The organism is Desulfocicer niacini, from assembly GCF_054657595.1.
In genome coordinates this window covers 52,067-66,395 of sequence record NZ_BAAHYK010000007.1, presented here as the reverse complement: position 1 = coordinate 66,395, position 14,329 = coordinate 52,067, and the positions used below count along the sequence as shown (strand labels likewise).

The following is a 14,329-nucleotide window of genomic DNA, read 5'->3' as shown; positions in this document are numbered from 1 at the left end:
TATCAAAAAGATTCGTCTCGCGACTTTTTTCAAGAAATTTGGGTTCTCGCAAATGAATTAGTACGACTTTCTTGTCCCAAGGCAAACTTCATAAATTTGCTCTCTCAACCAAAAAAAGCACGATGGAAGGGAAAAAATACAATGTATAAACAGTTACTATCTGAACAAGCAAAAATGGAAGCACAGCTTTAAAGATAGACATCACTTCAACATCAGGGCCGGCTATACTTTTTGCCGTATGAACTACAACCCCCAAGGGAGGAGTTAAAGTCGCCACCTCAACCATAACGACGGCGATGATTCCAAACCAGTGAATATCCCATCCTAAGCCGCCTATGGCTGGCAGAAAAATCGGCATCGTAATTGCAAGCATGGAAAAAGCATCTACAAAGCAACCAAGAAACATGAATACACCAATAATGCCGGTAAATTTAACGATAGGTGGAAGCTGAGTTGTGATTATAAAATCTGCAACCACATCGCTCATGCCACTTAACGACAAAAACGTTGAGAATAGGAAAGATCCTATAACGACCAAAAAAATAGTACTGGTATACCAAGTGGCATTCCATACAGAGTTTCGTATTTCAATGAGATTAAATTTTCGGTTAATACACACAAGCCCTAATGCAAGGAGGACACCAAATCCTCCCACTTCTGTTGAAGTTACAACACCACCATACAAGCCCCCGATGATCGAAACAATAATCAATAGAATGCCCCAGACATCCTTTATGCTTTTAATGCGTTCCAACCAGGTTGAGGATGGACCCGGAGGCATTTTTTCAGGATTCATTTTTGCCATAAAAAAAATCATGAGGCAAAATAGAAACGCATTCCAAAGACCAGGCAAGAAACCTGCCAATAGCATTTTCCCCACTGACACTTCGGCAAGCATAGCGTAAAAAATCAGAAAAATGCTGGGGGGAATCAAAACAGCCAAAGTTCCACCAGCAGCAATCACTCCAGCTGATGTCGCTTTGTCATATCCGTATTTTTCCATCTCCGGCAAAGCAATACGTGTCGTCATTGCTGTTGAAGCAATGCTTGAACCAGTTGTTGCAGCAAGGCCTGTATTAGTCACAAGACTAACGAGACAAAGTCCGCCAGGTATTTTACCAAACCAGCATCTGCTCGCGCTAAATACCTTTGCCACGGCCCCTGACATGACCACTAATTCCCCCATTAATAAAAACAAAGGAATTATTGCCAATGTGTACGAGTTACAGGTTCCATATGGTATAAGCGCAAGACTTTTAAGTCCTGCCATTGGACTTTGAATTATCATAATTCCCAGACAACCGATTAAGGCAAGCACAATCCCCACATGAAAGCCAATCGAAACTAAAACGGCAACGACCCCCACCCCCAAAAAACCCAACCACTCGAATTCCATAAATTCACTCCACGTTTTTCGTTATATGCGCATCTCTTTCAACAATCTATTACAGTAAGGCGTAAATTTAATCATGTTTTTTAGCACCTTTTTTCAGGCATTATAGGTTCGCAAATCACAAAAAAGCAAAAAAACTTACGCCATGCTGTACACTTTACCCGAACAAATCGTTCAAAATTGTAAGATCAATAGATTAAAGCTTAAACAGCCTTGATATGCATACTTAGTAAGGCTAAAAGATATCCCAGTTTTAGTTAAGTAAGCACTTAAATTCAGTTTACAATGAGACAGCGTCTATTGTATACAATAGACGCTGTCTCATTGTCAAGATATTATTTTTTTATTTAAAGAATGATTTTGATTTGAGAAATCCACAAAATAATTTATTTACGCTCATCACGATTTAACGCGATTGGAACATGATTGCCTTCTGCAATTTTAAGTATTTATGAATCCATTGCCCCTACGAATTATGGTACAAATCCTTTATAAAGGACTTCATGACAATAAAACGACTACATGTTCAAAGCGCTAAAATTCAGATGCATATCTCTAATTTTCGGGTTGTTTTGGCCGGTTTTACGAAAAACGGGGGGGGCAGGCTGACGTTATTTGAGCTTTGCAAATATTCGGGAATTGGTGATGTAAATGTTTGGGTATGCCCCATATTCGCCTGTTTGGGGCTGCGTAACATACTAATGTTCTGTGAGCAGGCCCAACAGGTAAAGATGGGGGGCTGACCAAATATTTACGAGACTTTTGTTTCATTCCTTTTTTAAACACAAGTAATTATCAAAAGCACAACAACACGAGGCCAGCCTCATTGGTCCATGGCAGGATGGTCCATGTTATAAGCAAACCTCATATTCTCTTTTATGATTTAAAAATATTGGGGATGGATAATAAAAAATGCATGGCTTCAATCACATGTTCTCTCATGAAATTGGAAGCGACATCTTTCTTATTTGCAATAATCATTTCAATAATTTTTTTATGAAAGGTCGAGGATGACTCCAAGTGCTCTTTATACTGCAATGTTTGATAACTGAATCTTCGAATTTGTTTATGCAAATTCGAAGCGATATTTTGAAGACGACCATTTCCTGCAATATCCATAATTGTCAAATGGAACAAACTATGAATTTTTTGATACTTCAAAACATCACATTCCTTTTTTTCAACAATCTCAACGAGATTTGCCATTTTATTGACAAGAGACAGTAGGTAATCCTTCTGCTCACCTGTTATAGAATCCATTGCAAGATTCGTAGCCAAGGCATAAAGCTCTGCCTTTAATGTATAGGCCTCCCAGATATCTTTCTCAGATAATTTGACAACAAAGGTTCCCCGTCGTGGCTTCCTGACTACAAGCCCCTGCCCTTCTAAAGTTTTAAAGGCCTCTCGGACAGGAGGACGACTGATCTCAAGCTTGTCAGCTATTTCATCTTCTTTGATCTGTTGACCTGGTTTTAATTCATCCGTTACGATTAATTCTTCAATAAAGCGCGTGGTCATATCCGCTAATGATTCAACTTTCATAGCGCTCCTTTTATTAATATTTTTTTCATACAATTAGACATTCTTCAATCAAAATCTAAATAACAATGAGGTTTGATTACTAATCTTGCCCACATTCTCACTAGTAATACCAAATGGAACAAGCTTGTGTTATTATATTGCACTTTTTATATAAATAAAACAAATAATAAAAGACTAAAAACGCAAGCTTGATTCAGCGATTCTTAAGGCACTGGCGTTAAGATCAAGCTTATTTGCGGCATCCTTCATTCTTGCTCTACACCTTTATGATGAGCATAGGTATTTTGTACAACCCACATCTTAACTTTTGATGTGATATGAAGGATGCCTTAGGGAATCAGAGGACCTCAATTTAACCGAAAAAACCGGTTGAAAAACCAATATACCTAATTCTGACAACTATAAGCGGCAAATTGAACACTTCTGACTCCCTTATTTACTTAATCTTTTTTCCTTTTAAAAAATTATACATGTCTATTGTATACAATGCAATCTAAAAAATATTCACCTTACAATTAATCCTTTACAAAATGAACTGATAAAACCATCAAGCACATTTATTTTATTAAAAAAAATGAAACTCTAAAAAATCAAAGAATTTGGACGACGTTTCATGGCAAAATCAGCACATTTCGACATCGGCTCTTTTAATAATATTAGAAAATTCTATCTTGGTCTCTTCAGGAAGATCAATGGGTTTTGCAGATTTCATCACGTCACGAAGATAATTTTTCACCCGTTCATTAAGACTTTTGCTTCCGGCATTCTCCCAGCTACTTCGATCTAACCTTGTAAAATTAATTGGACGTACTACACTTCTGCAATGCTTGAATGTATGGGGTGTGGTCAAAAATTGTCCACCATAATCAATGGACATCAGTTCATTCCATGCAAGTTGATCATCATCAAACTGCATTTCCTTCATAATACCCTTTGTCATCCCAAATATTTCATTATCAATGCAAAGGGCAATGGGACTGACCGTACAGGCAGTTTCAAGCTGTCCTGCTCCGCCCAGGACATCTGCGCCCGAACCTGCAATCAACATAGCACGCATGGCACGCTCAGCCATATCCTGTCCATCAATATCTGGTGAATCTGAGCCAGCGCCGTAACAATGTCCCGGGATACCAAAAGCATCACGCATCACCCCTACAAACAAGGCTGATTGTCGCAGAGACTCAACGCTTCCCTGCAAACTTCTTCCTGTACTCATATCCCCTGAAAACTGCAAAGAAGTTGCTATAATAGGTGTTCCTGCCCGAACTACCTGGGCCACGGCCAGCATAACCAAATTCTCTGCTACAGACAAAAGCACACTACCAGGTGCTGTAAAAGGCCCAGTAACACCAGAACCCGGCAGACTGCAAGGTTGAACGGCACAGCCAGCTTTCGCCCCTTGCAAAATTATCTCCATATCCATCCATTTAAAAACAAGAGGTGTAAGAGAACAGGCAATCCAGCTAGCCATGGGGTTTTCCCGCAACTGTGATTCGCCACCAGCAGCGGCTACTAAAAGTTGAACAAGATATTTCACACTCTCTCCGGTATAGGGTTGAATCCAGATATGTTTTTCAGAATTCTCAAGCATGGTTTTCAGGGCATAAATATCTGCTGTAGCAGAGGGTGCATCATCAGGAACAAGAAAAGGGGAATAATCAATATGTTCCAATCGGTCAGCCAATTGAGCCCAATATGCCAGATTATCTAAAGTGACTCTTCCGTACTTTCCTGTTTCCGGATCCAGCCAAGACTGCCCCCCAGTACACAGCCTTGTGTAAAATAGACCCTCTGGGTGGGGAAAATTCATAGCAAATTTTCCATTTCGCCCTTTCAGCGAAAATTGTTTCGGTGCTTTTTCAATCTGCTCTTCTAAAAATTTTTTAGGGAAACGGACAAGTTCTTCAGTATAATCTACGATTGCTCCTTCTTTATCTAAAAGAGCCAAGACTTCCTTATGGTCAATTTTGACACCACGCTTTTCAAGAAGTTCAAAAGCTTTACCTTTCATCAACGCCAATTGTTCTTCATTGTAAAATCGCATTGCGGGCTGAACACTCATAAAAACACCTCCATTGATAATGGTCTTTTTTAATAACAACGATGAAATTTAAGATACATATTTAAAAACAAATTCAAATTCGGTTGGGTTGCCATTTATTAAATTGCACATGTTAAACAATACCTTCGCCAATTATATTCTTTATCAGTTTGCCAGCCATATGATGTACTCTCAAAATCATAGATACACAAAATGTTGACTCTTGCACTCCTGCTCAAAGCACATTTTAAAACTTGGAGAAAGTATTATTAAAGCCATAGGCATAACAAAGCGTAAAATGTTAATTACAATTTACAGCACCTTTGAAACTGCTTCTTTTATTTCGAACCTCAACCAATATGCTAAAATCATAAAAAATTCGTTTTGGAAAACATTCCTGCCATGTAGATTATAAATAGGGCTTGGTTAGAACATGGACCACCCGTCACAGTTGGCGGACCAATGAGGTCAGGCTTGTGTTGTTGTACTTTTGGCAAGACACTATATTTAAAGAAAAACACAAACAAAAGTGCTAAATATTCGGGTTGCTACTATAAATAACGCAAGCCTGACAACACCCCAAAGTGGCCCCTGTTGTGAGTAAGTCCCTACAAATCACCGTGTGATGATTCTCATCAGCAGGCCCTAAATAACACTGGTCTCATGGTCTGATTCGCTAGCCTATTGTCTTTAGTATACAATAGACTTTAATTTGTCAAGCATCATTTCATCATTATCGTAATTTGGCATCCTTTATTTGCCTGTTTTGCGATTCTTATCTCAGGTTTTCGTGTTCTTTGGGCAAGAGAATCAGAAGTAAAAATCAAGAATTGATAGTGTAGGACTTGATCACAGTGCACTATCCATCAAGGTTCTCTTCTATAAAGAGTTTTTCCTTGGACATCGGTGAGGTTATACATGCAAAATGGAATTAATTTTCCCCCGGGTGACAGCACATGGATGCAGCAGTCCCGAACCCGCTCCAGGTCCACATTCCATGCATCCTGAAAAGCCATGCACGAAATGGAAAACATATGGGTTTTCAATCGACTCAAAAACATGTCCAGATCCAGGGGCTGCTCCCCGGGTGAACCACAACTATTGATGATTGTGCCGGTTTTTTCAAAGGCACCAGACGGTGTTGCCGCTGGGCTAGAATTCATGGGCAAAGGTGAAAACACTGATTTTGCAGCCCCTTTTTCTTCCACATCTGGCCGGGGAGTATTTTCTATGTTCATAAAATCTTGATTTTCTGTCTCCTCCACCGAAGGAGATCCCCATTGTCTGGCAATAAAACCCATGGTTTTACTTGCGCCCCTGTAACCGTTTTCAACCATGGTATCGGGTTTATGACGGGTTAAAGGCTTAAGATCACCATGGGGCATCAATACAAAATTGCCATGAAATGAGCAAAGGGCGTTCTCTCAGCCCGGGGGCTTAAAATAGGCGGCATCTATGCCTGTCTGGGCCTCAACCGCCTGCATCACCTGGGGCAGGGTCATCCGGTCATGATCACCGGGGGACATCGGGAAACGGCCAAAATAACTAACCGGCTGAAAATGCACCCCCCGCACATGGGGAGCGTGTGCCAGACCAAACCGGATGATATCCCCCACCTGGTGATCATTACCCCCCGGAACCAGGGTGGGCACCAGTACCATGCCAAGGCCCTGTTCACTGCAATGGGCAATGGCGCGTTCCTTTATCTCCTGAAGCGGCTTGCCCCGCAATTTTAAATGAACCCTGTCATCCACGCCGTCAAACTGAAGAAACACACTGTCAAGCCCTGACTGCTTAAGTTGTTGAACAAAATCTTTATCTGCTGCAAGGCGAAGCCCATTGGTATTTAACTGGATAAAGGAAAAGCCCATCGCCTTTCCCATGCGGATAATGTCAGGCAAATCATCGCGCACCGTAGGTTCTCCTCCGGACAACTGGATATTGCATCCCCCGCCGGTCTGGTGTTTGATCTGTTCATACCAGATTTTTATCTGATGCATTGCCGGATCAGGCACCGTGCCCCCGCTGTCGGCAAAACACACCGGGCAGTGAAGGTTACAGCGCCAGGTAATCTCCAAAAGGGCGGTGCAGGTCCGCTGGCGGTGCTGGGGACAGATACCACAGTCAAAGGGACAGCCCTGGCGGATTTCTGTACCGCACATTACAGGGCCAGCCGGGGTTTTGGTGCGCACCCAAGCGCTCATATCCGGCGGCCCTTTCCATATGAGGGTGCTCATGGGGCCATGATCCGGGCAGGTCTTAACCAGAAAAACAGCGTCTTTTTTCTGTATCCGTTGGGCCGGAACTTTCTTCAGGCAGTGAGGACAAAGGCTCCGGGTGTGGGCCAGCACTTTCTTTTCTTCAGTCATCATCCCTGGAAAACCCCGGATCTATTCCATTGTCCACAAGAATCTGCATGACCTTGTCATAGGTTTCGGCAATGAGCTGGCCGCAACGGGTGGCCATCTGGGGTGAGCCTGCCTGCTCCTCTGTAATATCCTGGCAAAGGCTGCCCCCATGGGTCTTTGTCCTTTCATCAAACCATTCATTTAATTCTGCCAGCATGGGATGAAAGGCGGTCATCTCTTGTTCCTCATCATCCCCCCTGGCTGCATAAAGGGCAAGAATACAGGCACCGGCACCCAGGGCACCACAAGATCCCGCTCCTATGCCCAGACCATTGGCAAGTCCGGCCATGGCCCGCACCAATGGATGATTCTCCCGCCCCTGTTCTTCCAGGGCCATCATCATCATCATCTGGCTGCAGGGATACCCCTTGGCTTTCAGAGATATCATACGCATCAGTGTATCACTCATATTGTTCCTCAGTTTGACATGTAAATTATACCATTCTTTTCCGGGCAATGATTCTGAAATAGCCCGGTCTACTGGCCCGGATGACATCACAGGCCCGGCGGGAAGCCCCACATTCCCCGCCAAAGACCTCGGCCCAGAAACGTTCAAGGCTGCCATGCTCAAAAATAGCCTGCCCCGCAAGCTGGGTTAACAAACAGGAAAGATCTTCCCATTGAATATCCTTAAAACCGGAAGTCGCCACATATTCATGGATATCTTTTTTCCCCATCCCTTTTCTGAATCCACATGCCAGGGGCATTTCTTTTAATTCCCGGCAATGGGCCTTGTTGCGAAGGTAGACATCACATAAAATCAATTGCCCCCGGGGGGCAAGAACCCGATGAAATTCCCCAAGGGCAATCATCATATCCGGGGTCAAAGAGAGCACGCATTCACAGAATACAGCCTTTAAGCTGCCTGATTTAAAGGGCAGGCACTGGGCCGCCCCACGGACCACCGGCATCCTCTTGCCGAATGCAAATATCCCCAGGTCCAGATCCATGCCCACGCAATCAAGGAAGAAATCCCTGTTGAGCATCTCCACGACAGCCCCGGAGCCACACCCCACATCAAGCACCCTGTCTCCGGGTTTAAGATCAGATTTCATGACCGATTCCCGGGTCAGGTCAAGTCCCCCGGGACGCAGCACCGGTCCGGTGAGTTTTTTAAAAGCCGGGGTTTGATAGAGCGCTGTCGGCATTGCCTGCACCTTTTTCCATAAACAACGTCCGGGTTATTGTAAATATTTCGGTCAGCATCCCATCTTCCCCTGTTTTGGCCTGCTCACATAGCATTCCCCCCCCCCAAACAGGGAAAGATGGGGCACCGTCCAAACAGTTACATGGGCAAACCGAAAATTTACGGATTATTTATCTTCCAGTAATTTTTCCACTTCAAGCATTTTACCCAGGGCAATTTCTTCCGGCACCAGGGCCATGCCGCACTTCGGGCAACAGGGCAGCATCACCGTGAAACTGCCGTTCATATAATCAATCTGAACCTTGTCAAGCTTGAGAAGTTCATCACAGGTAAGGCATTTCCATTCTTTATTTTCTTCTATTCCCAAGTCGGTGATCATGAATGTTCCCCCATAATCTGCATGCGATGACAATAGCTGTTATGGATGGTATATCCCGTGTCTGCCGGGGTATATTCCACCCAGAAGGTCACCATGAAGGGTCGATGGCAGGCCAAAAAATAACCGGTAACAGTGTTTTGCATTTGTTTTCCCGACTGCTTTGCATGGGCAATGGTGGCCCTTATATCCTGGTGCAGAATACGCCTCTGATCCAGTTTCGCCTGGACCTCAGGGGAGATAATCAAGGTGGTCTCTGATCGTGTCTTTGAGGTCTCCTTCCAGATCTCTTCCAGAATAGTTTCTTTAAGGCGGGCTCTATTGTCCCGGCTGTGGGAAAGTCCGACCTTTTCCCTGGCACCGGGAATGTCGGCTTGTATTTTTCCGGGAAAAATATAATCCAGCAGATGGGCCGTGGGCTTTCCTGCCCCCCTCAGGCTTTCCCGACACATGGCACAGTAAGTCAAAAAATCAAGCTGACTTTCATTGACTCTCTGTTCAAGCTGTTTTCTGGCCATGGCAGGATTGGCATTTTCCATGAGTCCCCCAAACCCGCAGCATTGCGTCTTTTCCCGGCTGAACTCAAGCTCTGTAACCGGAAGATCCAGTTTTGATGCAAGGCGTCTCACCGCCTCGTGTATGCCGGATTCATACCGGGTGGTGCAGGGATCATGGATAACCATGGGCTGCCCCGCTTTTTTACAAGCTGTACCGGGAAGCTGACATTGATCCATTATTTCCCAAAGAGAAGACACCGTTATCCGGGGAAGATATCTTTTAAACATATCCATGCACGAAGAGCAGGCCAAAATCAGATGGGGTTCCCCCATCTTCTGCCAATTTTCTTTAAGAAGGTGTATGGCTTCATGGGTTTTTTCTTCATTGCCGGACCAGTGGGCCGGGGCTGCGCAGCACTGAAGCATCAGTCCTGTGTCTTTTGCCCAGTAATTCATTAAAAAGGAATAGGTCTGGATGACATGTTCCGGATTGGACCCGGCAAGCTGACATCCCGGGAAAAAGGCAAACCTGCTTTTTTCCCGATCCGGGGCATGGCGTAAAAGCATGAATGTATCAGAGTTGCTGAAGGCCATGTCCTGCAGGGCAAATTCATGGGCCGAAGGGGGCATTTTTTTTCGCTGCACCAGATCCCTGCGGGCATCCAGGCACAGGTCCGTCATGGAAAAATTTCCCGGGCAGATCTCTTGGCACAGACCGCAGAGACTGCAGGAGTTGAGCATGGTATTGGCAGTATGATTACCCATGACAATGGTGGCATTGTTATATATTTCCCGAGCATATTTTTTGGGATATCCGTTGTAATGGGCAAGATAAGGACAGACTTTCAGACACTCCAGGCACTGGCAATCAATACACCGCAGGGCCTCTTTCTTTGCCTCCTCAATGGTATATCCTTTTTCTGCATCAGCGGGCAGCACCCTGGGAAGTGGGGTAATATCTGCTGTATTGGTAAAAAGACGTGTGGGATATGGTCCTTCATCCTGCCTGCCTTCTGCAAGGCTCACTCCCTGCACAAATCTTTCCATGGAAAGGGCTGCCGCCCGCCCCTGGAAGGCTTGGTGCAAAGGCAAGACAATTCCTGTTTCATCAGGTATCCCGCCTGCAAACACGCACTTTTGAGCAAGGGAAAATATTGTCAAATCCGGGGTTTCACCCTGGGCAAGGGGGATGCATTTACAGGTGTCCAGGCCAATGTACACCGCTGAAAAACCATTTTCTAAAAGCGCAGAGGTCTCCGGAAGCTCTTGTGTCTTTTCCTGTACCAGGCCCAGAGTGTCCAGCACAGCAAGTTCTTTTTCAATGATTTCACCGGAAAGAGCAGGCATGTCCCAAAGTCTTCCCCCCAGTTTATCCTGGGAGGAAAACAGGGTGACCCCATATCCTTTACGCAAAAGTTCCAAGGCAGCCACAAGGGAGCTTAAATTGTCCCCCACAACGGCCATGGTATAATTTTTTTTGGGCATGGGAATGGTGCGAATTCTGGGCTTTGGCTGCTCCACACATATTTTTTCAAGCTCCCCCATGGCGATGGAGCCACCAAAATTCTTTCTCAGGCAGGCGTCTTCACAGGGGTGGTGACAGATGCGCCCCAGAATACCGGGGAAAGGAAGTGTTTTATCCAGAATTTTCCAGGCATCATTCCATTTTCCCTGCCCAGCCTTCTGTACAAAGGTTCGTACATCCACATGTAAAGGACAGGCGGAACGACAGGCCGGGGCCTCCTCTTGAATGCACTGTTTTTCCACCTGGCGCAGTGTTTGTTGGTCCATCTCTCCTCCATGGAACAGGGGAGGTTCCGCCGTATGTCGGAACCTCCCCTGTTGGTGATTTTATCTCACGGGAAGTGCGGTGATATGCTTCCCATAAATTTGTAATCCGATTTTATCAAATAAGATTACACCTGTTTGGGCATTGCAGCCAACACTTTCTCCGGACGGGCAGGCAGATGCCTAACCCGGGCACCGCAGGCATTGTAAATAGCATTAATGACCGAAGCATGGGGGGTTGTCAGGGGCATTTCACCAACACCTGCCGCACCAAAGGGGCCACGCTCCCTGGGTGTTTCTATATACATGATTTCAAGGTTATCCGGGATCTGTTTTATATAGGGAAATCCTGCACCGGCGAGGGTGGCGTGCTTTTTGATATCTTCATAATCTTCGGTGAGCGCAAGGCCGATGCCCTGGGCCACACCACCGTAGATCTGTCCATCCACCGTGAGCTTGTTGTTGACCACACCCACGTCGGCAGCAATGGTCATGCCCTCCACCGTGGTTTTACCGGTGGCTGTTTCAACGGCAACCTCTGACATGAAAACCCCGTACATGTAACCTGCCAGGGGGTCACCCTGGGCATTTTCATCACAATCAGAGCAGGGAGCTGACCATTTGCCGTGAAACTTGGTTTCAAGACCATCTGCCTTCATTCCTTCATAATCCCGGAAACTGCCATCATCCTTCTGGGCTGCGGCAACCAGGGCCTGGCATCCGTTGAGGATAGCCTGCCCCACCACCATCTGGGATCGACTTCCGCCCGCAGGACCGGCATTGGGGCATTGGCTGGTGTCATTTAAAACAAGTTTGATCTGATCCGGAGTGATTTTCATGGGGCGAAGGGCCTCATGGGCACATCCAAGGGTACCACTGTCAGCGCCCTGGCCATGGTCATGCCAGGTGGCAAACACCGTAACTGTGTTGTCTTCATTGAGTTCCACATCAATTTCAGCGGTATCCGGGCCGTCCAGGCCGCAGCCATATACACCGATGCTGATCCCCACACCTTTCTTAATTTCCGGTGTGGAATCTGCTGCAGCTTTCTTTTTGGCAGCCTCGTACTTAGGACGAACCAGATCCAGGAGCGCCGGCAGAGAATATGCATCAGGGGCGCACCCCGTTGGAGTCGTGGCACCTTCACGATACACATTTTTATAGCGCAGCTCTAGGGGATCCATACCGATTTTCTCGGCAAGTTCATCCATGAGCACCTCGGGACCAAACTCTATTTCCGGAGCGCCATATCCACGGAAGGCAGATCCCCAGCAGTGGTTGGTGCATACCGTTCTGCCCTCCCCGCGGATATTGGCAATGTCATATCCGGCTCCTGCAAACTGGGCCCCCCTCAGGGTCAACAGATCACCGAACTCTGAATAGGGACCATGATCCACGGACCAGTCTGTCTCCATGGCCTTGAGTTTACCATCTTTATCGGCAGCCAGGCGTACGTTGGTGAAAAAGGGAGAACGCTTGCCGGTGTACTGCTGCTGCTGTTTGTAGGTGTACTGGAGAAAACAGGGACGACCGGTGGCAAGGGCCGCCACACCCACCAGGGCTTCCATGGTGGGGCTGAACTTATAACCAAAAGTGCCCCCTGTGGGATTCTGGATCATGATCATGTTTTCCGGCTCAACTCCCAGACCCGGGGCGATCATGTACATGTGCAGATGAAGCCCGATGGACTTTGACTGTATCACAAGCTTACCATCCTCATTGATATAGGCAAATCCCACATCCGGCTCAATGGGCAGATGGGGTTGACGTCCCACATAGTAGTCCCCTTCTATCACATGGTCGGCCGTGTCAAAAATGGGGGCGGTCTCTTCACCCTTGGCAATTTTCTGGGTGTAGTAAATATTGGGGGTGCCGGGATGAATCTCAATGGCATCGTCGGCCATGGCTGCCGGAGCATTCATGTATTCTGGCAGTTGTTCCAGTTCAACCTTTACCTTTGCGGCGGCTGCGTCTGCATTTTTCTTGGTATCTGCACACACAAGGGCAATGGCATCACCATACTGGAATACCTTTTCATCACACAAAATGGGCCGATCCCAGCCATCTCCCTTATTGCTTGGAAAGGTGATAAGTCCTGAGATACGATTCTTTCCCTTGACATCCTTATGGGTGAGTACCTTGACTACACCCGGCATTTTTTCAGCTTCGGATGTATCTATGGAGAGGATATTGGCATGGGAAACCTCGGCCTGGACCATGGCCATCTGCAGCGCATCTTCGGGCATGAGAAGTCCCTGATCCGCACCAAACATCCAGGTACCGGTCACCTTGGCAACAGCCGTGGGGCGGGGCATGCTGGAACCCCAGATGCGGCCGTCTTCGGGGATTTTATAGGCAAGTTCTTCCTTGGTGATCTCACCGTTGAGCACCCTTGCCGCATCCATGACGGAATCCACAAGCTGTTTGTAACCGGTACACCGGCAGGCATTTCTATATTTCTGGAACCAGTCCCGGATATCGTCACGGCTGGGATTGGGATTGGAATCAAGGAGTGCCTTGGAGGAAACAATGAATCCCGGGGTGCAGAATCCGCACTGGGCACCGCCATGAAGTATCCAGGCAACCTGAATGGGATGCAAATTATCCGGGGTACCAATGCCTTCAATGGTAGTGATTTCGGCCCCCTCGGGGACCCGGGTCATCTTGGTAATACAAGAGCGGATTAGTTTTCCGTTCATGATGACATTACAGGCACCACACTGGCCTTCATCACAACCGACCTTGACGCCAAGGATCAGCAATTGCTTACGAAGCACGGCGGACAAAGTGTCTGTGGGGTTGACCAGAACTGTTCTGGGCATGCCATTCACATTAATCGTTTTTTTCAACATTTTAGGTTTCTCCTTTATGGTTCCAATGAACTTAATATTTACATCACCAACCCGAATGGAGGAGGTTTCAGCCTTGCGTTATTGCCATTATCCATAAGGTTTTGGAGTTGCACCTGATTTGGTGGATAATACCAATAAAACAAGCCTGCCTCCGTTCTCACATAATCGGCCAACAAAAACTTGAGCATCAAGTTCTTACACTTAATATTTAAATCTCAACTTTCGGTATTCGCCTTTCGTGGTGGGGTCAGGCTTGCGTTATTGACACTTTTATTGCAATTTGAG

9 protein-coding genes are annotated in these 14,329 nt (G+C 46.2%); all 9 read right to left on the bottom strand.

Translation table 11 applies throughout. The features are described 5' to 3' along the window. Positions 1–88: 88 nt before the first annotated feature. The gene (locus tag ACYQ2M_RS05145) at positions 89–1,396 is read right to left on the bottom strand and encodes a TRAP transporter large permease (protein WP_459915249.1); all 1,308 of its coding nucleotides are present in this window, start codon (positions 1,394–1,396) and stop codon (positions 89–91) included. A gap of 873 nt (positions 1,397–2,269) precedes the next feature. Continuing rightward, positions 2,270–2,935, bottom strand: coding sequence for a GntR family transcriptional regulator (locus tag ACYQ2M_RS05140; RefSeq protein WP_459915248.1), 666 nt, complete (start codon positions 2,933–2,935; stop codon positions 2,270–2,272). 622 nt (positions 2,936–3,557) lie between these two features. After that, a complete protein-coding gene (locus ACYQ2M_RS05135; protein WP_459915247.1) occupies positions 3,558–4,997 on the bottom strand; it encodes a trimethylamine methyltransferase family protein in 1,440 nt (479 codons plus the stop codon). A gap of 845 nt (positions 4,998–5,842) precedes the next feature. Further along, a complete protein-coding gene (gene trsS / locus ACYQ2M_RS05130) occupies positions 5,843–7,348 on the bottom strand; it encodes a radical SAM (seleno)protein TrsS (RefSeq protein ID WP_459915246.1) in 1,506 nt (501 codons plus the stop codon). Continuing rightward, the gene (locus ACYQ2M_RS05125; RefSeq protein ID WP_459915245.1) at positions 7,338–7,793 is read right to left on the bottom strand and encodes a DVU_1555 family C-GCAxxG-C-C protein; all 456 of its coding nucleotides are present in this window, start codon (positions 7,791–7,793) and stop codon (positions 7,338–7,340) included. The genes trsS and ACYQ2M_RS05125 overlap by 11 nt, the downstream gene beginning before the upstream one ends. A 25-nt stretch (positions 7,794–7,818) precedes the next feature. Further along, positions 7,819–8,532, bottom strand: coding sequence for a DVU_1556 family methyltransferase (gene trsM, locus ACYQ2M_RS05120; protein ID WP_459915244.1), 714 nt, complete (start codon positions 8,530–8,532; stop codon positions 7,819–7,821). Positions 8,533–8,697: 165 nt separating this feature from the next. Then, positions 8,698–8,910: a DVU_1557 family redox protein gene (locus ACYQ2M_RS05115; RefSeq protein WP_459915243.1), complete on the bottom strand. Its 213-nt coding sequence runs from the start codon at positions 8,908–8,910 to the stop codon at positions 8,698–8,700. Then, a complete protein-coding gene (locus ACYQ2M_RS05110; RefSeq protein WP_459915242.1) occupies positions 8,907–11,195 on the bottom strand; it encodes a pyridine nucleotide-disulfide oxidoreductase/dicluster-binding protein in 2,289 nt (762 codons plus the stop codon). The genes ACYQ2M_RS05115 and ACYQ2M_RS05110 overlap by 4 nt, the downstream gene beginning before the upstream one ends. Positions 11,196–11,320: 125 nt before the next feature. Further along, positions 11,321–14,044: a molybdopterin-dependent aldehyde oxidoreductase gene (locus ACYQ2M_RS05105; protein ID WP_459915241.1), complete on the bottom strand. Its 2,724-nt coding sequence runs from the start codon at positions 14,042–14,044 to the stop codon at positions 11,321–11,323. Between the last annotated feature and the right edge of the window lie 285 nt (positions 14,045–14,329).